19 protein-coding genes and 1 riboswitch are annotated in these 21,823 nt (G+C 58.3%); of the genes, 6 read left to right on the top strand and 13 right to left on the bottom strand.

Annotated elements, in window-relative coordinates; translation table 11 throughout:
• Positions 1-28 precede the first annotated feature (28 nt).
• The 5 genes from C6Y32_RS05955 to htpG all read right to left on the bottom strand — a co-directional run bounded on the left by C6Y32_RS05955 (position 29) and on the right by htpG (position 6,218).
• Positions 29-796 (bottom strand): GNAT family N-acetyltransferase, encoded by a 768-nt coding sequence (locus C6Y32_RS05955; protein ID WP_105204416.1) that lies wholly within the window; start codon positions 794-796, stop codon positions 29-31.
• Between the two features lie 200 nt (positions 797-996).
• Positions 997-1,122 (bottom strand): hypothetical protein, encoded by a 126-nt coding sequence (locus C6Y32_RS15735; RefSeq protein WP_279386204.1) that lies wholly within the window; start codon positions 1,120-1,122, stop codon positions 997-999.
• A 43-nt stretch (positions 1,123-1,165) separates the two neighbouring features.
• Complete coding sequence (locus tag C6Y32_RS05950) at positions 1,166-3,181, bottom strand: N-acetylmuramoyl-L-alanine amidase family protein (protein ID WP_105204415.1); 2,016 nt, start codon at positions 3,179-3,181, stop codon at positions 1,166-1,168.
• A gap of 245 nt (positions 3,182-3,426) precedes the next feature.
• Positions 3,427-4,272 (bottom strand): bifunctional DNA-formamidopyrimidine glycosylase/DNA-(apurinic or apyrimidinic site) lyase, encoded by an 846-nt coding sequence (mutM, locus tag C6Y32_RS05945; RefSeq protein WP_105204414.1) that lies wholly within the window; start codon positions 4,270-4,272, stop codon positions 3,427-3,429.
• Between the two features lie 47 nt (positions 4,273-4,319).
• Positions 4,320-6,218, bottom strand: coding sequence for a molecular chaperone HtpG (htpG, locus tag C6Y32_RS05940; protein ID WP_105204413.1), 1,899 nt, complete (start codon positions 6,216-6,218; stop codon positions 4,320-4,322).
• Positions 6,219-6,633: 415 nt separating this feature from the next.
• On the opposite strand from htpG, the gene C6Y32_RS05935 reads away from it, so the two are divergent.
• Together C6Y32_RS05935 and gltA are read left to right on the top strand one after the other, a co-directional pair.
• Entirely contained in the window at positions 6,634-7,476 is an 843-nt protein-coding gene (locus C6Y32_RS05935) for a sulfide/dihydroorotate dehydrogenase-like FAD/NAD-binding protein (protein ID WP_105204412.1), read from the top strand.
• A 2-nt stretch (positions 7,477-7,478) separates the two neighbouring features.
• Entirely contained in the window at positions 7,479-8,867 is a 1,389-nt protein-coding gene (gene gltA, locus C6Y32_RS05930) for an NADPH-dependent glutamate synthase (RefSeq protein WP_105204411.1), read from the top strand.
• Positions 8,868-9,321: 454 nt separating this feature from the next.
• Here the strand turns inward: gltA and C6Y32_RS05925 are convergent, their stop codons facing one another.
• Positions 9,322-9,594: a DUF1905 domain-containing protein gene (locus tag C6Y32_RS05925; protein ID WP_105204410.1), complete on the bottom strand. Its 273-nt coding sequence runs from the start codon at positions 9,592-9,594 to the stop codon at positions 9,322-9,324.
• 435 nt (positions 9,595-10,029) lie between these two features.
• Between C6Y32_RS05925 and C6Y32_RS05920 the strand changes: the two genes are divergently transcribed.
• The 3 genes from C6Y32_RS05920 (at position 10,030) to C6Y32_RS05910 (ending at position 12,889) form a co-directional block, all read left to right on the top strand.
• Positions 10,030-11,295: a saccharopine dehydrogenase family protein gene (locus C6Y32_RS05920; protein WP_105204409.1), complete on the top strand. Its 1,266-nt coding sequence runs from the start codon at positions 10,030-10,032 to the stop codon at positions 11,293-11,295.
• A 164-nt stretch (positions 11,296-11,459) separates the two neighbouring features.
• Positions 11,460-12,140: a TIGR00266 family protein gene (locus C6Y32_RS05915; protein WP_105204408.1), complete on the top strand. Its 681-nt coding sequence runs from the start codon at positions 11,460-11,462 to the stop codon at positions 12,138-12,140.
• 545 nt (positions 12,141-12,685) lie between these two features.
• On the top strand, positions 12,686-12,889 hold the full coding sequence (locus tag C6Y32_RS05910) for a hypothetical protein (RefSeq protein ID WP_129589398.1): 204 nt from the start codon (positions 12,686-12,688) through the stop codon (positions 12,887-12,889).
• Between the two features lie 100 nt (positions 12,890-12,989).
• On the opposite strand, the gene C6Y32_RS05905 is transcribed toward C6Y32_RS05910, so the two are convergent.
• From C6Y32_RS05905 to C6Y32_RS05880, 6 genes are all read right to left on the bottom strand, one after another.
• Positions 12,990-13,610, bottom strand: a complete 621-nt coding sequence (locus C6Y32_RS05905; protein WP_243562563.1) for a 4-vinyl reductase — start codon at positions 13,608-13,610, stop codon at positions 12,990-12,992.
• Between the two features lie 14 nt (positions 13,611-13,624).
• A complete protein-coding gene (locus C6Y32_RS05900) occupies positions 13,625-14,560 on the bottom strand; it encodes an ABC transporter permease (protein ID WP_105204406.1) in 936 nt (311 codons plus the stop codon).
• A 2-nt stretch (positions 14,561-14,562) separates the two neighbouring features.
• Entirely contained in the window at positions 14,563-15,672 is a 1,110-nt protein-coding gene (locus C6Y32_RS05895; RefSeq protein ID WP_105204405.1) for an ABC transporter permease, read from the bottom strand.
• Entirely contained in the window at positions 15,633-17,201 is a 1,569-nt protein-coding gene (locus C6Y32_RS05890) for an ABC transporter ATP-binding protein (protein WP_105204404.1), read from the bottom strand. The genes C6Y32_RS05895 and C6Y32_RS05890 overlap by 40 nt, the downstream gene beginning before the upstream one ends.
• A gap of 101 nt (positions 17,202-17,302) precedes the next feature.
• Positions 17,303-18,340, bottom strand: coding sequence for a BMP family lipoprotein (locus C6Y32_RS05885; protein ID WP_105204403.1), 1,038 nt, complete (start codon positions 18,338-18,340; stop codon positions 17,303-17,305).
• A 79-nt stretch (positions 18,341-18,419) separates the two neighbouring features.
• Positions 18,420-19,292 carry an MTAP family purine nucleoside phosphorylase gene (locus tag C6Y32_RS05880; protein WP_105204402.1) on the bottom strand — a complete coding sequence of 291 codons (873 nt, stop codon included), beginning with the start codon at positions 19,290-19,292 and terminating at the stop codon, positions 18,420-18,422.
• Between the two features lie 195 nt (positions 19,293-19,487).
• A riboswitch (purine riboswitch) is annotated at positions 19,488-19,591 on the bottom strand.
• Between the two features lie 688 nt (positions 19,592-20,279).
• Between C6Y32_RS05880 and C6Y32_RS05875 the strand changes: the two genes are divergently transcribed.
• Positions 20,280-20,702 (top strand): pyridoxamine 5'-phosphate oxidase family protein, encoded by a 423-nt coding sequence (locus tag C6Y32_RS05875; protein WP_186487707.1) that lies wholly within the window; start codon positions 20,280-20,282, stop codon positions 20,700-20,702.
• A 232-nt stretch (positions 20,703-20,934) separates the two neighbouring features.
• Here the strand turns inward: C6Y32_RS05875 and C6Y32_RS05870 are convergent, their stop codons facing one another.
• On the bottom strand, positions 20,935-21,810 hold the full coding sequence (locus tag C6Y32_RS05870) for an AraC family transcriptional regulator (RefSeq protein WP_105204401.1): 876 nt from the start codon (positions 21,808-21,810) through the stop codon (positions 20,935-20,937).
• Positions 21,811-21,823 lie beyond the last annotated feature (13 nt).

Raw genomic sequence — 21,823 nt, 5'->3', positions numbered from 1 at the left:
GCCATATACGGTTTTACAAGTGAGCTAGTCACAGCGGTATAAGGCCCTGTTTTTGTAAAAACTTCTCGAACTTGGCCGGCGACAGGATCTCGCTGGTTACCAGGTGGCCGCCGTAAAACAGGCTGTAGGTGGGAGAAGCCGTGGGGGCCGCCTGTGCCTGCCGGGTAGTTTGCAGCTTGCGCAGCGACAGCTGCAGGCCGTGGTCTGCCGCCAGCTGGCAAATGAGCGGCGCATATTTTTCGGTGTGGGGGCACTGATTGGTGTAGTAGAGCACCAGGCCCTGCTCTTTGATCTGGCCGGAGCGGGCGCAGCTGCGAAACTGGGGCACCGGTGCACTGCTGGTAAAAGGCAGGTACCAGAGCTGAAAATAGGGCTGTGCGGTATCAGCCACTGCAAATCCCCGGTGCTTTAGATAGCCGGGGTCGCTTAAAAAGGGGCGCTTTTTCGCTGATGACAGCACTGTGAGCCCGCAAAATCCCCGCTGCTCGGCATCGGCGATACAGCGGTCCAGCAGTTCGCTGGCGTACCCCTGACCTTTGAACTTGCCCGCCACCCACAGGCAGTCAATGTGCATATACCCGCTGGCCTGTATGGGGTACCAGGCGCTTTGAGCCGGTAGGTACTCGATGAACACCTTGCCGCGCTGGTCGAGTTTGACAAAGGTGAGCCCATCGGCAAAGCGCTGTTTCATCCACATCTTTTTGGAGGACACACAGTGCTCGCCTTTTTTATCGGCGATGGCGCAACAGATGTGTTCGGTGTCGATATTGTGCTGATCTACGGTGATAAATCCCATCTGGTCTACCCTCTCTTGATCCAGGGGCTTTTGGTACTTCGGTTCCTCTTTAAGATGCCTGCCCCTGTTTACTACTGCTATCATAGCACAGCGAAGCTGACAGCAGTATGTCAACTTTTTCCCACTAAAAAACAGCCGGACCCGCTGCCGGCTGTTTTTAATAAAAGCGCAGTGTTGAATGGGCACGCCTCTGCCCCAGTTTACAGGCGCGCGACCAGCTCGTCGCAGTAGAGGATCTGGCCATTAAGGTCCAGTATGTTGGCCAGCTGGCCGATCTGCGGCTTTTTGATATACGACTGGTCCAGGATCTGCTGATCCCAGAACATTTTGCAGGGTCGCCGTCGGCGGTGATGTGCCCTGTGGCACGAGTCACGACCCGGCGTAGATACCGTCGGCAATGGCCGCTGCCACCTGCTTTTTGCCCGGTGTGCTGGACAGATAATCCAGGTCGTCAGGGTCGCTCAGATGGCCGCAGGAGAGCGCTACTGCCGGGCAGGTAAACTGGCGGGTGACGGAGAGATACCCCTGGGCGGCGCCCAGGTCGCGCAGCGGAGTCGCCGACGACAGCGCCGCTGTGAGGTTGCCCGCCAGCCGCGCCGAGTAGGGGGTAAAGTAACTGGCCGTGCAGCCGCTGGCGGCGGACTGGCCAGCGCTCGCCAGCCGCAGCTGCAAAAACAGCGTTCCGCCCCAGTCGCGACAGGCCTGTACCCGCTGATCTGGCGGCAGTGACCCGTCGCCGATACACACCTGGGCACCGCGGGTCTCCAGCTGGATCTTAGTCTCGGCTGCGATGCCGCGCAGTACCTCCGCATCGGTGACGCCGCCCAGCGACAAGCCGCTGTAGCTGAGGTCGAGGTAGATCCGTGCACCGGCGAGCGAGCGCACCACCGGTGCAAAGCGCAGCACCAGGTCCTGGCCGTCATAGCTGCTGCTGACACCGCGAAACTGGCCGGTACTGCCAAAGGTGAGCGCCAGCGTTTGGCTCCCCTGCTCCTCGCCGGTCAGCCAGCTGGCACCGGCAAACACGCTGTTGACTGGCAGCTCTACCAGCGGGCGAGCCCCATCCTGACAGTAAAAGTGGAGCAGCAGGCCCCCCTCACTCCACTCTATGCGGTATGGGGCGCGCCAAGACTGTTTTATGCGAAGCTGCAGGTCTTTTCCATCCAGCTGTGCGGTGATCTCTTCGATGTGGTTGGCCGGTATCTGCTCCTCGCCGAGCAGCGCCACCTCCCGTGCCAGCACTCTAGTGCCGGAGCGCAGCAGGTAGTACTGGTCGGTATACCCCAGATCGCTGCAGACCAAGGGGCCGGCCTCGATAAAATCGATGGTACCGGTAGCAAGCGGAAAGATCGTGGGGCTGGGCAGGTTGGTCATTTGGCCGGCAGCATAGCCGGCGGCCCCGCCCGGACCGGCCTGGATGGCCACCGCGCTGCCACTGTAGTCGGGGTACAGATCCTGCCCCGGGTCGACCGCCGGCGGCAGATAGCTGTCAGCCGGGGGCGCAGGCAGGGCCTGGGGCCCATTTTCGGCTACGGTGACCAAGCCGCCCTGCATCTCTTCGGTGCGCCCACCGGCAGTGGCCCGTATCTGAATACGGCCCACTTCGCTGCCCGGCTGCAGATCATCTGGCACAAAGAGCATACCCACAAAGGTACTGCCGGCCGCCGACCGCTCTTCGTCGCCAGCGGGCTGCTGTACCTGGGAGAGCGTGATCTCCTCCCCCAGCAGCCGAGCAGTAACCGCCGCCTTGGCGCTGGCCTGCACCTCTACCAAAATGCCGCTGCCGGCAGAGAGCTGCAGGTCTTGCGCCGGTGACACCCCACGCAAAAGGCGCTGGTCGCACACCACCACATACAGGCGTTCCGGCTCGTCTTTGTACACGATGTGAAAGGCGTTGGGCCCCGGCGACAGCCGGCCGGTGACCGAGAACTGTCCGCGCGCGTTGCACAGCACCTTGACCCCGTTTATTTTGAGCGTGACTTTTGGGCTGGCGGTGCCGTAAAAATGGATGGTATCAGCCTCGGTGACGGTATAGGGCTGCGCCGGGTTTTTTATATCCAGCCCGGCCGGGAGCGGATCATCGAGGCCCAGCTGCCGGTATCCGCCCAACAGCGCGGCCGTCACGCCGTCACCTACATCGAGCGGTTCGCCGCTGATCGCAGGCGCCTGGGGGAAGCCGGTGACCTGATGAACGTGTTGCCGCTGACCCAGATATCTCCCCAGCAGAATAGCCCCCGCCACCAGAAGCAGACACCCCAGGCAGCCGGCCAGCAGCCGCAACAGTTTTTGCGGGCGATGCGCCGGCGGCTGCTCTCGGCCGGACATCGGATCGATCGCCGCGCGACGATCGGTGGGACTGTTTTGGCTTTGCTCTCTGTTTTTCATAAGATCTCCCCGTTCTACCTGCCTGTAATAAGTACATGGTATCTATTTTTCGACAAAATAACAACATTTTTGTCGAAAAACTGCACTGTGCTAAACATTTAAAGATCTTTTTGTGCATACGGTGTACTTATTAAGGGGGCTTCCTGGTATGCAAACGGGGGCTGCCAAAAAAGAGCACCGCCAATACCCGGCAAAACGCCGGGGTCCGCGGTGCTCCTATATAAGAGTATTGTGTGTGCTATGTACTATTTTTTAGGGCGGCCGGGCACCGGCTGGCAGTGGGGGCAGTAACAGCTGGAGCGCCCGCCAATGACCGTGCGCTCAATGGGTGTACCGCAGCGCGTACACGGCTGACCGGCGCGGCCATAGGCCTGCAAAAAGACCTCTTCACTGTACTTTTTACCGGTTCCCTCCAGGTGCTGCCGGGCGGTGCGGCGCTTGTAGCTTATCCCCTGCTGCAAGATCTGCGGGGTGAGCGCCGCTATGGCCCTCCAGTCTTTGGGGCGCAGCGTGCTGGCCGGGCTGGTGGGACAGATACCGGCGGCAAACAGGATCTCGTCGGCGTAGATGTTGCCGATGCCCGCCACCACGCTCTGGTCTAGCAGGCATTCCTTGATGGGACGGCGCCGATTTTGCTGGCTCTTTTGCAGGTACCCGGCCGTGAAGGTGGGGTCGAAAGGCTCGGGGCCCAGTTTGGCCATACCGCTGAAATCGTCTTGTTCGCCTGCCGTCTGCAGCCAGAAGCGGCCAAACCCACGGGAGTCTACATACCGCAGCTGCGTGCCGTCACTGAGCGAAAACACTACGTGGGTGTGTTTTTCCCGGGGCCAGTCGGCTGGGGCGGCCAACAGGTTGCCGGTCATGCGCAGGTGCAGGATCACCGTATCACCGCTATCCATCTGCAGGGTCAGAAATTTGCCGCGGCGACCCATGGCGGTGATGGTACAACCGGCCAAAGCGCTGCAGAAAGTCTCGGCTTGGGGGCGGGCGATGATCTTTTGCTTGAGCACGGCTGTATCGACGATCTTGCGCCCCACGATACAGGGCTCGATCGCCTGGCGCAACGTCTCTACTTCGGGCAGTTCCGGCATGGGTATCTCCTTGACCTATGTGGTCGCTCTCTTCTGGCGGCGGCTGTTTAGAGCAGCTCGCAGACCAGATCGGTGTAGGCGGTGGGGTCCTCGATGGCAAAGCCCGCGATCAGGCTGGCCTGCTGATAGAGCAGCTGGGCCAGCTTGGCGGCGCGGTCCCGGTCGCTGCTAAAGGCCTGCTGCAGCTTATTAAACATGGGGTGGTCAGCCCCCAGCTCGAGCACTCGCTGGGCTTTGGGCGCGTCCTCCATCTTCATCTGGGCGAAGTACTTTTCCATCTCCAGCGTGACTTCGCCGGTGCTGGAGAGAAATACCGGGTGGCTTTTGAGCTTAGAGGATATCTGCACGTCGCTGACTTTGTCTTTGAGCGTCTCTTTTAAGAAGGCCAGCAGCTCGCCGCTCTGCTCCTCTTTTTCTTTCGCCGCCTTTTTCTCCTCTTCGCTCTCGGGCAGCTCGGCGGCATTGACGTTTTTGAGCTCCTTGCCGTCCTGGTCGTGCAGGATCTGCATCACGAACTCGTCCACTTCGTCGGTGAGGTAGAGGATCTCCCAGCCGCGGTCGCGGATGGCCTCGGTCTGGGGGAGATTGGCGATCTTCTGCACCGAATCGCCGCAGGCATAATAGATCTCTTTTTGATCCTCGGGCATGCGGGCGACATACTCTTTTAAAGTGACCGGCTTTTCCTGGGTGGAGGAGTAGAACAGCAGCAGGTCGCGCAGCTGATCTTTGTGGGCGCCGTAATCGCCGACCGCACCGTATTTGAGCTGCAGGCCAAACTGGGCAAAGAAGCTCTCGTACTTCTCGCGGTCGCTCTCGAGCAGCTTCTCCAGCTCGCGGCGGATCTTCTTTTCGATATTGGTGGCGATGGTGCGCACCTGCCGGTCCTGCTGCAACATCTCGCGGGAGATGTTCAGAGACACATCGGGCGAGTCGACCACACCTTTGACAAAGCGGAAGTGCTCGGGCAGCAGATCGGCGCAGTTCTCCATGATGAGCACGCCGCTGGAGTAGAGCTGCAGGCCTTTCTGGTAGTCGTTTGAATAGTAATTGTAGGGGGTGCGCGCCGGGATGAACAGCAGCGCCTCGTAGGAGGTGAGGCCCTCGGTGCTGACCCGGATGGTGGTGAGCGGGGCCTCGAAGTCGCCGCACTTCTCGCGGTAGAAATCGGCGTACTCCTCGCTGGTGACTTCGCTCTTGGGGCGGTGCCAGATGGGGACCATGCTGTTGAGGGTATCGACCTCGCTGTACTGCTCGTACTCGGTCTTTTTGTCCTCCCCCTCACCGACTTCGACCGGGCGCGACTTGGTGACCATCATTTTGATGGGCCAGCGGATGTAGTCGGAGTACTTTTTTACCAGACTGCGCAGCCGGTACTCCTCTAAAAACTCGCTGTACTTGTCGTCTTCGGTGTCCTCTTTGAGGTGCATGATGACGTCGGTGCCGGCAGTGTCGCGGGCGCACTCGGTAATGGTGTAGCCGTCGGCGCCGGAGGAGATCCATTTATAGGCTACGTCGCTGCCGTAGGGGCGGGTGATGACGGTGACCTTGTCACTGACGATAAAGGCCGAGTAAAAGCCGACGCCGAACTGGCCGATGATATCGGTGTCGTCGGCTCCTTCTTGGCCGGCGATCTCTTTTTTAAACTGCAGCGAACCGCTGCTGGCGATGGTACCCAGGTTTTCTTCCAGCGACTGCCGGTCCATGCCGATACCGTTGTCGCGCACGGTGATGGTGCGCGCCTCTCTATCCGGCAGTATCTCGATATAAAAGTCGTCTCTCGAAAGGCCCACTTCCCTGTCGGTCAGGCCGCGGTAACACAGCTTGTCGATGGCGTCGGAGGCGTTTGACAAGATCTCGCGCAGGAATATCTCCCGATTGGAGTAGATGGAATGGATCATCAAATCGAGCAGCCGTTTAGACTCTGCTTTGAATTGTTTTTTAGCCATGGAAACGATCTCCCTCTCGCAAAATTAGCACTCGAGCAATTAGAGTGCTAATTAGAGAATACCGCAATCCCTTTTTTATTTCAATGAACAATTTGTAAATTGTGCCATTTGCACAAAAACAGTCTCTGTTTATACAGCTATTCATCTAAGAGCTACAGCGGGCTGTACCGATGCTGAAAGCGCTGTCTTTGGGGGGCAGGCAATCTGCCCCCACAGTCCGCAAGCAGCAGAACCTGTGGCCTTACAGAGCCAAAGTTTGGTACATCTGATGGTGCGACAGCAGTAGACAAAAGCGGTGTTTATAGGCTATACTAAAAGCCTGGTCGGGGCGGCGCCCCGTCCCTTTTTTAACTGCGACCGACAGCCGGCTGCCAAGACGCCCCGGCTGTGCACAGACAGGAGTAGAGGAGTTGCCATGTACGAGATAAAGCGAAAAAAGGTGCTCAACCCCACCGTTACCTTAATGGAGATACAGGCCCCACTGGTGGCCGCCAAGGCCCAGCCGGGCCAGTTCATCATTTTGCGGGTAGATGAAAATGGGGAGCGCATCCCCCTGACTATTGCCGATTTTGACCCCGCGGCAGGCACGGTGACCATTATCTTTCAGATCGTGGGCGCCACCACCGCCAAGCTGGGCGCCCTGAACGAGGGCCAATGCCTGCACGACTTTGTGGGGCCGCTGGGCACCCCGAGTCACCTGGAGGGGCTTAAAAAGGTGGCCGTGATCGGCGGCGGCGTGGGCAGCGCGATCGCCTACCCAGTAGCGAAAAAGCTGCATCAGCTGGGGGCCGTGGTACATACCATCGTGGGCTTTCGCAACCGGGATCTGGTCATCTTAAAGGACGAGTTTCGGGCGGTCAGCGACAAGCTGATCATCATGTCTGACGACGGCTCTTACGGGCAAAAGGGGCTGGTGACCAACGCCCTGGAAGACCTGATCAAAGCCGGCGAGCAGTACGATGAGGTCATCGCCATCGGCCCGCTGATCATGATGAAGTTTGTCTGCAAGCTGACCGAGAGCTACGGCATCAAGACCGTCGTCAGCATGAACCCCATCATGATAGACGGCACCGGCATGTGCGGCGGCTGCCGCTTGACGGTGGGTGGCGAGACCAAATTTGCCTGTGTAGACGGGCCGGATTTTGACGGCCACCTGGTGGATTTTGACGAGGCTATGGAGCGCGGGGCCATGTACCGCGATTTTGAGCGCCACCAGTACGAGGAGACCTGCAACCTCCTCAGTAAGGAGGTAGAGTAACTGTGCCCAACATGTCTTTACACAAAAACGAGATGCCCCTGCAGGCCCCTGAGGTGCGCCGCCACAATTTTGATGAGGTAGCGCTGGGCTATAGCGAGCAGCAGGCCGTAGACGAGGCCATGCGCTGCCTGAACTGCAAGAACAAGCCCTGTGTGGGCGGATGCCCGGTGTCGATCGACATACCCGGTTTTATCTCCAAGATAAAGGAGCGGGACTTTGAGGGCGCTTACCAGGTGCTGCAGGCCCAGTCCTCTCTGCCGGCGGTGTGCGGACGGGTTTGCCCGCAGGAGACCCAGTGTGAGCAAAAATGCGTGCGCGGCATCAAGGGCGAGCCGGTGGCCATTGGTCGACTGGAGCGCTTTGTGGCTGACTGGCACATGCAAAATGCCACCGCTGCCCCGCAGAGACCGGCGCCCAACGGCCACCGGGTGGCGGTGGTGGGGGCGGGCCCCTCTGGCCTGACCTGTGCCGGCGACCTGCAAAAGGCCGGCTATCAGGTGACGGTTTTCGAGGCGCTGCACACCGCCGGCGGCGTGCTGGTGTACGGCATCCCCGAGTTTCGCCTGCCCAAAGCCATCGTACAAAAAGAGATAGACACCCTGAAAGCGCTGGGTGTAGATGTGCAGACCAATGTGGTAGTTGGCAAAACGGTCACCGTAGACGAGCTGTTTGAGCAGGGATACGAGGCGGTGTTCGTGGGCTCTGGCGCCGGGCTGCCCCGGTTTATGGGTATTCCCGGGGAAAACCTAAAAGGCGTGTACTCGGCCAACGAGTTTTTGACCCGCACCAACCTGATGAAGGCCTACCTGCCCGGCAGCGATACCCCCATCTCCCGCGCCAAAAAAGTGGCGGTGGTTGGCGGCGGCAACGTGGCTATGGACGCTGCGCGCTGCGCGCTGCGGTTGGGCGCCGAAGAGGTACATATCGTTTACCGCCGCAGTGATGCCGAGATGCCCGCCCGCCGGGAGGAGATCGAGCACGCCAAAGAGGAAGGGGTCATTTTTGATACGCTCACCAACCCCACCGAGATACTGGGCGACGAGCACAAATTTGTAAACGGCATGACCTGCATGAAGATGGAGCTGGGCGAACCCGACGAATCGGGCCGGCGGCGGCCGGTGGTCAAAGAGGGTTCGGCCTTTACCATGGAGGTAGACTGTGTGATCATGGCGATCGGCACCTCCCCCAACCCCCTGATCCGCAACACTACCGAGGGGCTGCAAACCGACCGCCGCGGCTGTATCATTGCCGAGGAGGATACCGGGCTCACCTCTCGCCAAGGTGTTTACGCCGGCGGCGACACGGTGACCGGGGCGGCAACGGTGATCCTGGCCATGGGCGCCGGTAAAAAGGCGGCCCAGGCCATTAACCACTATCTGCAGGAAAAGTAAAAAAATCTCCACTTAAGAGGGGGCCGCAGCTTTTAAAGCTGCGGCCCCCTCTTTGGCATCCGGATAAACTTCTCCGGTCAGATCTGGAACTTCTTTTATTTACCCACGCTTACACGTGCAGGCACAGCTAACGGCTGCCGGCGGCGGGAAGCGACGGGCCGGCCGCGGGGGCGTACTGAGCCAGCACATCCACAAAGCGGTGCCTGCCGTCCACAGCACTCTTTTGGCCATCAGCAAACAACACCGGCAAATAGCCACCCTGTAAAGCGGGGTCCGTGAATATTGAAGAGGTTCATTTTGCTGCCAGTCGCCAGTTCTCCCCGCTTATTTTTGCTGTACCGCTTCGCCTTGATTGTAATGTGTTTTCACTTTACATATGCAAAAACCCCTGTAATACAGGGATCTTTGTCAGATCTTGCCGTATTTGTGTGTAAAGCTAATTACATTTACACGCTTATTTTCGCTCCCACAGGCAGACCTCTACTTGATCGCCTGGCTGTTTGCCGATCTTTGCGCGAATATCTTTTCGCAGACCCAATATATGGCCGGGCGTTTTCATGCGCACCAGACTGCCGTCATAAGGGCAGCCGTCGAAGGTGGCATGTACCGGGACCCGGCCGCGGCCAAATTCTGCCCGCACGTCAAAAGGGATCTCTACATAGGCGCCATCGATATCCGGAACTTTTTTGATCTCGGCTCGAAAGCGGTAAACACCTTTATTTTTCATTCTGTCCTCTCTCCTACTTTTCTCCCTTTATTATAGCTCCACAAAGCTGCCCTTGAAACACTTGACAAATCATCTTTTTTCAGTAAGATGGATACAGAAAACAGCATATACGGTGGATGGCGACCCTAGACATCGGCGCGATGAGACGCCGGGGCCGAAGAAGCAAACCGCCCGGGGCGCACATTTCCCCGGCGGCAGAAACTGACAGGCAAAAAGGAAGGTAGCCAGACGGACCTCTGAAGAGAGCGGCTGCGGCCGCCGCCTACGTGGCAATAACCAACTGGCAAAAGGACAGAGAGAGCATGTGCGCATTTGGCGCGCCGGCTCTCTCTTTTTTGGTGTAGATACCACTGCCGGTAAGACCGTGTGATCTGGACACATTCGCGCCTGTGTATGGCTGTTGGGACAAAATACAAATTGGTGGAGGAACTGAAAATGAAGATGATGTTGGTGGGGGCCGGAGCGGTCGGGGAGTGTATTTTGAAGGTCATGCAGACACGCGACCGAGAGGGGCACTGGTTTACCGGGGCGCTGGTCTGCGATATCGATATCGCGCGGGCACGGCAGGTGGTAGCAAGGCTCCCCTTTCCTGAACGCTGTACCGTGGCGGCGCTGGACGCCCGCAGCACCCAGGCTATCGCCGACCTGGCACAGGCGCACCAGATCGACCTGATCATGGATGCGGCAGCACCGTTTGTAGCTGATAACATTTTTGACGCCGCCTTTTTAGCCGGGGCCGACTACGCCAACATGGGCACCTGGTCGATCCCCAGCCAGAGACCGGCCTACGGACCGGGGATCGAAAACAGCTACGACCGCCCGATGACCGCTTACAACTTTAGCCGCCATGAGGAGTGGCAGCAGCGCGGCCGGATGGCCTGCATCTGCCTGGGTATAGACCCGGGAGTGGTGAACGTATTTGCCCGCTACGCCGCACAGTACCTGTTTGACTCGCTGGAGGAGGTGCACGTAAAAGATGGCGGTGACCTGTCTATCCCCGGGGCGGGACCGGACCAGATCGCCTTTGGCTTTAATGTGTGGACGGTGCTCGATGAGTGCATGAACCCCAACGTGGAGTATGACCGCGACCGGGGCGGGCTGATCGTGGAGCCCGCCCTGACCGGCGGCGAGACCTTTGTGATGCCCGACGGCATCGGCTCCAACCACCTGGTAAAGGTGGAGCATGAAGAGGTGGTGACGATGCCCCGCTACCTGGCGCGCTACGGACTAAAGCGGGCCACTTTTAAGATCGCGCTGGACCCCAATTTGATAACCGCGCTAAAGACGCTGGATGCATTGGGGCTGCGCAGTTTAAAGCCGGTAAACGTGGGGGGTGTACAGGTGGTCCCCCGAGATGTGGTGGCGGCCTGCGCGCCCCAGCCCAGAGATATCGGCCGCGAGATGACCGGCAGCATGTGTGTGGGGGTGCACTGTATCGGCCAAAAAGACGGGCGGCGCAAAGAGGTGTTTTTGTACCAGACCTATGAAAATACCAGAGCTATGGCCGATTGGGACATGCAGGCTGTAGTGGCCCAGACTGGTTTTGGCGCCGCGCTGGCCCTTGAGCTGATCGCCACTGGGGTGTGGCGCGACAGCGGCGTGTTTTCGCCGGAATATTTTGACCCCCTGCCCTATTTAGCGCTCATGGATCAGGCCGGATTTGACTGGCACTGTGTGGAGCTGACGCCACAGCAGCTGTAGACTGGGACGGTTTCTTGTTGCCAAATAGCCCGTTGGTCCTGTATAGTAAAGAGGTAGCCGGTAAGAGGGGCCGCTGCGATTTGTCATCTGTGTGCAGCGGAGATGGCCCAGAGACCGCTACAGCTCGTTTTTAGCCGTATGACCTATTTAGAGGAGGATTTACCATGCAGTATCAAATCATCGGCGAGCCCATGCCAGTCGTCACCTGTTCGCTCGCCGCCGGCGAGTCAATGATCACCGAAAAGGGGTCGATGGCCTGGATGTCGCCCAATATGGATATGCAGACCTCGGCCGGCGGTATCGGCAAGGCTTTTGGCCGCATGTTCTCGGGTGAGGCCATGTTCCAAAACATCTATACCGCCCAGGGCGGTCCTGGACTTATCGCCTTCGCCTCCAGCTTCCCCGGTTCTATCCGCGCGATCTCTATCTCGCCCGAGCACCCGGTCATCGTGCAGAAGACCGGGTTTTTGGCCTCGGAATCGGGGGTACAGCTCTCGCTGCATTTCCAGAAAAAATTGGGCGCCGGCTTTTTTGGCGGTGAGGGCTTTATTATGCAGCGGCTGTCGGGCAGTGGTACGGCCTTTGTCGAGATCGACGGCTATGCCGTCGAGTACGACTTGCAGCCCGGCCAGAGCATGGTCGTAGATACCGGCAATCTGGCCATGATGGATGCCACCTGCACCATGGAGATACAGACGGTAAAAGGCATTAAAAACAAGTTTTTGGGCGGCGAGGGATTTTTTAACACCGTTGTGACCGGGCCGGGCAAGGTGACCTTACAGACCATGCCGGTCAGCGGAGTGGCCCAGGCATTGGCCCCGTTTTTCAATTCCGGCAGCAACTGATCCTGTTACTGCCGCCAGCTCCTATCCCCCGCCTCAATGGCAAAAATGTCCGCTGGGCACGGTGCCGACGGGCATTTTTTGTACCTGTTATGATGCCCGTGCCCATAAGATCACTGCTTTTATACGGATAAACACCTTTAGCGGCAGATGGGACACCTTTATCAAAACCACTATAGATACCTCCATACCAGCTTGCACAGTAGGCCTTTTATTTGACCTGACCTTACAGGAGGTTCTGACACACACCCGGTAGGATAAAACGGTTCGTACCGATACCATCATCGAACCATCGCAAAAAGCGGTATCTATAGGTCCATTATAGGCATCAGTCGGTGGCGGCATATCTGTCCCGTTTATAATTTTGAACGATGGCTTTCGGCTGGTCGAGCGCTCGCTGAATGCCGGCGGCGCCGAGCCGCCGGAGCAGATGTTTCAGGTGCTCGCCGACATCATATAAAACTGCTCTGGTGGCCGATTTGGCGGCGGCCACATGCCCGGCGCATTTCAGGGCATACTATGGGTGCCTGAAAGGAGCTGAGGCGGCAATGCGTGAAACACCGAATATGCCTGTTGACCCCTATGACGAGGAGGAGCTGTATGAGGAGATGATGGCCGTGGCCTCGAGCACCGAGTGCACGGGCCTGGTGCCCACTCCGCCGGTGACCAACCCGGAAGTGAGCGCCTACAGCGAGATCTACGATATCCCTCTGTCAAAAGACGACGTGTTGGATATGGAAGACAAACAGTAGATCCGCACCCCGTCAGGGCACCAAAAAGAGCGGACCCGAGAGCTATCTCTCAGGTCCGCTCTTTTTTATTTTACTCGATACAACTGCTGTTTTCGGGGCGCTATTTATCTAAGACCCGCACCTCAAACTCGCAGTAGTCGTCGCCGTTAGCACAGCACTTGGTCTCGCGCACCTCTACCGGGCGACCCAGCGGAGTCTCGAAACAGCCGGCGGCGGTGCCCGCCTCGTAGGCGCAGATCTTCATGCCGATATTGGGCATACCGTAACAGTCGGCACATTCGTAGTTGCGGTAGATGGCAAAGTCTTCCCGGCACTCCACGATCTCCTGAATGGCGTAGCCGTGCTGGGCGGCGATGGGCTGATTGCTGAGCATGATCTCGGGCAGAGTTTTGCCGGTCAGATACGGGGCGATAAACTTCTCACCGATGATGCGCGCAGTCTGGTAGGCCATATCCAGCAGCTCGGGGAACATCAAAAAAGTAAAGGTCTGCCGGTCGCGCATGTAGAAGATCTGCATGTCGTTTCCCAGTGTGGGCCGCAGCGGCCGGTGCTCATCGAGCATGCGGTAGTGCTCCTGGATACGGGCCACCAGCTCGGGGCTGCGGTCGATGACCTGACCCATCTCGCGGTAGGCGCGGTCGTCGATGCGCAGTTTTTTTGCGATCGTCTGGCGGTAAGCCGACAGCGTATCGAGCCCCGCAAACAGTTTTTCATCCTGCATATCCTGTAACTCCTCTAGTGTTTTTCACGGTCGAAGGTCTTGCCTGCCGCCGCCGGGCCGCCGCCTTTGCGGCGCACCAGCAGCAGGACCAAAATGGTGATGACATAGGGCAGCATTTGAATGAGCTGCACCGGTATGCCGCTCTGCTGCAGGCGAAATTGCAGGCTCTGGGCCAAGCCGAACAGCAGACCGCCGCCCAGCGCCCCGATGGGGTTCCAGGCGCCGAAGATGGTGACGGCCATGGCGATGTAACCGCGGCCGGCCACCATATCGCGCGAGAACATGCCGATGTCGCCGATGGAGAGATAGGCGCCGCCCAGGCCGCACAGCAGACCGCACAGCAGCACACAGATATACTGCATCTTGGGCACCGAGATACCGGCAGCATCGGCTGTTTGCGGGCTCTCGCCCACGATGCGCGCCCGCAGGCCGAAGGTGGTCTTATAGAGGAACACCCACAGCAGTGCCACCGCCGCCAGCAGCAGCAAAAACAGCGGCGAAAAGCTGCCGAAAGCCTGGCCGATGAAGGGGATCTTCTTTAAAAAGGTCAGTTCGATGGTGGGCAGTGTGCCGACCATCTCGCTTTTGCCGCGGTTTTGCCATATGGCCACCAGCAGCACCGTAGTCACCCCGCTGGCCAGCAGGTTGACCCCCAGGCCGCTGATGATATGGCCGGTGCCGTAGTGGATGGTGAGCACCCCGTGCAGAAGCGAGAAGAGCATGCCGGCGACCATGGCAAACAGCAGCCCTATCCAGGGAGAACCGGTCACCAGCGCACCGACCACACCGCCAAAGGAGCCGGCCAGCATCATGCCCTCGATACCGATATTGACGATGCCGGCCCGCTCGCAGATGGTGGAGCCCAGCGCACCAAAACAGATGGGGATGGCGATGCGCATCGCACCGGAAAACATGGTCCCGGCAAATTGCAGCGTTTCAGTCAGGGCCATATCTACACCTCCTCGGTCGTGGCAGGAGCCGTTTCGGACCCCTTATGTATGGCGGCCGTTTTTTTCTTTTTGCGCCGATAAAAATACACCAGGCCGGGGGTGGCTACAAAGATGATGATGAGCGCCTGCATGATGCCCACGAAGTCCTGGGGGATCTTGGTCATGCGGTCCATCATGGTAGCGCCCGAGCGCAGCGCCCCGTACAGGATCGCCGACAGCGTGACACCCAGCGGGTTATTTTGGCCCAGTACTGCGATGGCCAGACCGTCGAAGCCGTAGCCCGGCGAAAAGCCTTTCATAAAGTAACCGTGTACGCCCAGCACCTCACAGGCACCGGCCAGACCGGCCAAGCCGCCGGAAATGAGCATGGTCAGCAAAAACTGGCGGCCCTTTTTCACCCCGCCGCTCTCGGCGGCAAAAGGGTTGAGCCCCACTGCCTGCAGCTCGTAGCCGAACACGGTGCGCCGCAGCACCCAGACCAGAATGACAGCGGCCAGGATGGCGATGAGAAAGCCCACTGTAAGGCGGGAGTGGGGGTACAGCGTGGGCAACATAGCACTCTCGGCCACCCGCTTGGTCTTTACGACCATCCCTTCGGCCTTAAAGTGATAGGTGGTGAGATAATCGGTCAGGTAGGTGGCGATGTAGTTGAGCATGATGGTGATGATGACCTCGCTGACGCCCAGCTTGATCTTTAACCCTCCGGCCAGCACCGCCCACAGTCCGCCGGCGATAAAGGCGGCCAGCAGACACAGGGCTATGTGCAGGACCATGGGCAGATCTTTGCCGTAAGCGCCGGCCAGTGCCGCGGCGAAGGCGCCCATATACAGCTGGCCCTCGGCGCCGATGTTCACTGCGCCGCCCTTCATGGCAATGGCTACAGCCAGACCGGTAAAGATGAGTGGGGTGGCGGTGCCCAGCGTATCGGCAATGTTGGCCGCCCCACCAAAGGCGCCGGAGAACATGGCCCCGTAGGCCACGAAGGGGCTGTAGCCCGACAGAGCCAGTATCAGGCCGCTGACCACGATAGCACCGACCAGAGCCAGCAGCGAAGTCTGCAGTTTTTTGCTTTTTAGGACTTTGCAAACGCGCTGTGCAGCGTTTCCAAGCATGGGCGCTCCTCCTTCTCGGTATCTTTGTGATAGCCGGTCATGAGCAGGCCCAGGGTCTGCTCGTCAAAATCGGCCGGGGCGCCGGTGGCTACGATGCGGCCGCGGTACAGTACCCCCACCTGATCTGACAGACCCAGCACCTCGTCGAGCTCGGCCGAGATGAGCAGGATAGCCTTACCGGCATTTTTCATCTCGATGAGTTTTTGGTGGATGTACTCGATGGCGCCGATATCCACCCCGCGAGTGGGCTGGGCGGCGATGATGACATCGGGGTCTTGCGACAGCGCCCGCCCGATGACCACCTTTTGCTGGTTGCCGCCGGAGAGAGAGGCGGCGGTGTCGTCGATGCTGCCCACCTTGACCCTGTAGTCGGAGACGATCTGCCGGGTGTGCATCTCGATGGCTTTTTTGTCCAGCACCCCACGGCGGCTAAAGCGGCGGCTGCGCTGATAGCCCAGGATGGAGTTGTCGCGGATAGAGAAGTCGGCTACCAGCCCGCGCAGACCACGGTCCTCGGGGATATGGGCCAGACCGCGATCGGCCATTTTAGTGGGGGTGGGCTTGTGCACCGGCTGACCGTTTAGCAGCACCTGGCCGGCAGACAGCTGGCCGATACCGGTGATGGCCTCGATGATCTCGGTCTGGCCGTTCCCCTCTACCCCGCAAATGCCAAATATCTCGCCGGCATGTACCTGCAGCGACAGACCGCTGAGCAGCTGCATGCCCCGGCGGCGCAGCTCGGCGTCTTTTACCTCCAGCAGCACCGGCGCGTCTGCAGCTACCGGCTTGGCCCCCTGCACCTCGAACTGCACCTGGCGGCCCACCATTAGGCGGGCCAGCTCGGCAGCGTCGGTCTCGGCAGTATTTTTGGTGGTGATGAGCTTGCCGGCCCGCAGGATGGTCACCCGGTCAGAGATCTCGAGGATCTCTTTTAATTTGTGGGTGATGATGATGATGGTCTTGCCGTCTTCCTTTAAAGAGCGCAGCACCGCGAACAGGTCTTTTACCTCCAGCGGGGTGAGCACGGCGGTGGGCTCGTCTAAAATGAGCAGGTCACATTTGCGGTAAAGCGCCTTGAGGATCTCGACGCGCTGTTTGTTGCCCACCGACAGATCGCCCACGGTAGCTTTGGGATCTATCTGCAGGCCGTAGCGGGCCGACAGTTCGGCGACCTGCTGCTCGGCTTTTTTGCGGTCAAAAAAGGGACCCTTACGCGGCTCGTAGCCCAGCACGATGTTCTCGGTCACGGTCATGGGATCAGCCAGCATAAAATGCTGATGCACCATGCTGATGCCCTGCTCGATGGCGCTGCTGGGGCTCTTTAATGTCACCGGGCTGCCGTTGAGGATGATGCTCCCCTCATCGGGGACCGACATGCCGTAAAGCATGCGCATCAGCGTGGTCTTGCCGGCACCGTTTTCACCCAGCAGCGAGTGTATCTCCCCTTTTTTTACCGAAAAATCCACCCGGTCGTTGGCCACCACTTTACCAAAAATCTTTGTGATGCCCCTCATCTGCACAAAATCCATGGGTCCTCCCCCCTGTACCCAAAAAGCAGATAAGCGGCCAAAAGCCGCCTACCTGAATTTGGGGATGGTCTCTCCCTGCGCTGTGTCAGCGCCTTTTGTATTTACTTCAAATTTTTGACGAAAGCGTCGTACTCCTCGGCGGTGCGGGGCGGGGTGATCTTGCCGTCGACGATATCCTGCTTGGCGGCGGCAGCGGCGTCCAGCGCCTCCTGGCTGGGCATTTTTTTGGTGCCTTCGGTGGTGTAGTCCACACCGCCGTCTTTAAAGCCCAGCATCACATCGCCGGATTTGAGCGTGCCTTCTTTTACTGCTTTCACCTGATCGAACACCACGTTATCCAGGGTGCGCATACCGCTGGCGATGATCACATCGGGGTCGATGGGGATCTGGTTCACATCGGCACCGATAGCCAGTTTGCCGCGCTCAGCACCGGCGCTGAACACGCCCAGGCCCGAGCCGCCGGCAGCCTGCATCACGATGTCGGCACCGGCGTCGTACATCGACAGGGCCAGCTCTTTACCGGTGTTGGCGTCGTTAAAAGCGCCCACGTATTTTACCATGATCTCTACATCTTTGTTGTGGGCGATGGCCCCGGCTTTAAAGCCCTCTACAAACACGTTGATGGAGGGGACATCCATACCACCCAGAATACCGACCTTGCCAGTCTCGGTGGTCATAGCGGCGATGGTGCCCAGCACGTAGGCTTTCTCCTCATCTTTAAAGTTGATGCTGGTGACGTTGTCGCCCTCGGCCGAGCCGTCGATAATGACGAACTTCTGGTCGGGGAACTCGGCGGCCACAGCGGTGACGGCGTCGGCCTGGTCGAAGCCGATGCCCAGGATCAGATCGTACTTTTTGGATTTGGCGAAGTCGCGGAAGTGACCCTCGAACTCGGCGATCTCTTTGGGCTCGACATACTGCACGTCGGCATCCAGCTCGTCGGCGGCTTTTTGCAGGCCTTTGTAGGCGCTGTCGTTAAACGACTGGTCGCCCAGACCGCCGGTGCCCAGCACCAGCGCCACGCTGGGGCCGCTCTTGTCAGATTTACTGCCGCTGTCTTTCCCGTCTGAACCGCATCCGGCAAACACCAGAAGACCCATGACCACACTCAAAACCAAGGCAAGCCATTTTTTGCGCATACTCTTCTCCTTTTTTCCTCTGTTTCCCACTCTGTTTTTTTATCAGTGACCTCTTTTATATAGAGGGTCTACCCAAATTTTACTGGCCGATGCGCTCACGCACGTTCTCGGGCACCTCGATAAGGTAGTCGGCGCAGTGGCAGTGTTTCTCGTCGGGCACGATGGCGGCGATGGTCTTCAGCGTGATGGTGCCCATTTTCTGGCCGCAGTTACGGTACCAGTCGAAGATGGAGGAGCCGGCCCAGTTGGTGCTCTCCACCCCTTCGGCGTAGTTGGAGACGATGTAGCAGGAGGCGTAGCAGGCGCCGATGGCCCGAGCCAGGTAGCACTCCGGCACGATGGTATGACCGGAGATATCACAGCCCACCGACTGCAGGAATTTGATCTCGGTCTCGGTCTCAAAGCGCGGGGGCTCGGTGTTGGCGTACACGCCGCGGGGGAACACCCGGTCGTACTGCTCACGGGCAAATTTGATGAGCAGCTCGCGCAGGTCGGGGCACAGCGGCGACTGCATGCGCACGATGTTGCGGGTGAATTTATGGATGTTCGAGGGGCGTTTGGTAAAGTCGAACAGGTCGTGGGGGATAATGATATCGCCCGGGTCCATCAGCGGGTTGGCACTGCCGCCGCTGCCTTCAGCCACGATGTATTTGACCCCGGCCTGCTGGAAAACCCAGAATATCTGCTCGCTGGGACAGCCCTCAGGAGCCAACCCGTGGAAGCCGTGGAACGGAACGGTGAGCAGCTGGCGGGCTTTGCCGTCGGCGGTGATAGAGCCGTCGAGCTCGATGAGCTTCATGGGCATGGTCGTGCCGAAAGGCGTCTCGAACTCCATGTCTTTTTGCAGGACGCGCACGCCGTCGAGCCCCACCGTTTCGGGGAATTCACCAGCCCAGGTGCCCGAGCCGCCGATAATGGCATATGTGACCTTGGGGATCTCGTTTACGATCATTGTCTACCTCCACTTTTGCCGTGTTCTGGCCGCGGTGGCCAGAACGCCTGTCCCAAATATCCCTACAGGGGCGTCCCCTGTAAAAAGCGATCTCTGTCAACGTAAAAAGCGCCCGCAGAAGATGTACACGAATGTGTTCAATCTCTGCGAGCGCAAAAAAGCGAACTCGAATAGAGCTATCTCGATTTTTAGAAATAGCTGAAAAAACACATTCATAGCGTACGACAATTTCCGGTTGTCCCGTAGATACTCCTGCGCCGTATTCGCAGGCTTATACGAATGCTGATCTCGGTATTCAGTTGACGCCTTTAGCATAACACCACCGTTCAAAAAGCGCAATTCCCTTTTTGAAATACGGCTAAACATCCAAACTTTATAAAAAATATTGTCGATGCTTAGTAGTATTCAACAATAGCATCTTTCACAATAAAAAGTGCTTTCGGCCGTGGTTTGAGGGCGTTTGGCGGTAGCTAGCCCACACGCAAAATACCGGTCTGTTTAGATATCCTGCCCAGCTTATACCGTATAAGGATGGTTTTGACTGGTCTTTCTGACCTACTCTACCCGGTCATAGACCTATCTTTACCTACACTTGTGTAAACTGTACAGGTATCTCTCCTTCTGTTTATGTAGTTTACCACACTCTACTTTCTCCCATTTTTGGTATATGCTGCACAGGATCACCTTTTCTTTGGCCGGCAAACGACGTATACTGTGAGATAGATCCAAATGAAAGCGGCACTTTAGCCCCCTATACATTACGTATTTCGCCAGGCAGCAACCTTCTCGATACGGTCCGGCCAGTACACATTGGGCCAAACATGTACTGCCAGAGCAGGCTGAGTAGACGGATCACCGCATCAAATAATCTGCAAGATACAGCGGGAACGGGCGGCATCGGGCAGACCCGTGCAGACCTGGGCGGACATTCAGCTGTATCAGGCTGCCGGTGCCGGGCCGGCTAACTGCTACTGCACAGAGGAGAACATGATGAGAGACGTAGAAAAGACCATTGGCAACCTGATCGACAAACAGACGGTAGCGTTTTTGGGTTCAGTATCTGAAGATGGCTACCCCAATATCAAGGCCATGTTAAAACCGCGGCTGCGGGAGGGGCTAAAGACCTTTTATTTTACCACCAACACCTCCTCCATGCGGGTGGCCCAGTATCGGCGCGAACCCAAGGCCTGTATCTATTTTTGCGACCGCCGCTTTTTTCGCGGTGTGATGCTACTGGGCACTGTAGAGGTACTGGAGGACAGCGAGAGCAAACAGCGCATTTGGCAGGACGGCGATACGCTCTACTACCCACAGGGGGTGACCGACCCCGACTACTGTGTACTGCGCTTTTTAGCGCAGCGCGGCCGCTATTATCGCAATTTTTCCTCGGAAGATTTTACAGTGGAGTAGAGCGGCGCAGTGCGTACCATCTGTAAATGACAGAGAGAGCAGACCCCGCACAATAGGGTCTGCTCTCTCTATTTTTTGTGTTCAATCTTACAAGGCTGCAGGTAGCCGGCGCCGATCTTTACGGCCGCGGTGGCCGGGCTGAATGTATAAAACAGGTCACGGTCGCGGTGATCCCCATCTGTATGATATGGCCATCCGCGAAAACATATGCCCGCGATGTTTCGTGACATATCTACCGCACAGGGATGTACAGGTCTACCTCTGAATCGGGGTGATCATACCCCAGAAAGCGCCGATCGTAAAGCTCAAAATCCTCTCGGTCGTCCAGCTGTTCTCTGGTGTTTAAAAACCAGGTGCCCCAGATATAGGCAAAGGTCTGTGGCAGGCGGCGCAGCGAGCCGCGGTGGGTGAACACCGCATACCGCCCACCGGGCAGCTCTTTGCGCACAAATGGCTCTGGCAGCCCCACAAAAGAGGACACTTCCACGCCGGCTACCTCACTGAACAGCACCTGGTCGTTCATGGTGTAGACGGTGTTTTCGTGACAGGCCTCACAGATGCCGAACCCGCGGGCACTGGGCAGCCGGTTGGGGATCTGCGTATAAACGGTATTGACCCGCTCCCACAGCTGTCGCAGACGGTTATCGTGCAGAGTGGTCTCGCCGCGCAGACCAGCAACCTTGATCGGCGGCAGCGTCACGATCTGGGGGTGTACCGTCACATTGCTGGCCAAGTGGTCCAGCCGCTCGGTATCCAGCTGCCACTTGGCGCTGACAAAGGTATTTAGCCGCTGCCGCCGGTAGGACTGCGGGCTGGCGTGAAAAGAAACCTTAAAGGCGCGGCTAAATGCCTCGGGAGAGTCAAAGCCGCTCTCGATGGCGATATCAATGACTTTTTTATTGCTGTAGAGCAGCTTTTGGGCGGCGTCGGCCAGACGGCGTTTTTTGATATAGCTGCCCACGCTCTCCCCCAAAACTGCCGAGAACTGCCGGTTTAGATGATAGTAGGAGTACCCGACGGCACGGGCCACTTCCTCTACCCGAATATCTTCTCCCAAACGGCTCTCGATGTACACGATCGCCTGTTCCAGCGCTTTTTTATAGTCCACTGTTCGCCCCTTT

The sequence above is a fragment of the Neobittarella massiliensis (ex Bilen et al. 2018) genome, from assembly GCF_900289145.1.
Lineage (GTDB): Bacteria > Bacillota > Clostridia > Oscillospirales > Ruminococcaceae > Neobittarella > Neobittarella massiliensis.
The sequence above is the reverse complement of the archived record's forward strand: the minus strand, read 5'-3'. Positions and strand labels throughout refer to the sequence as shown.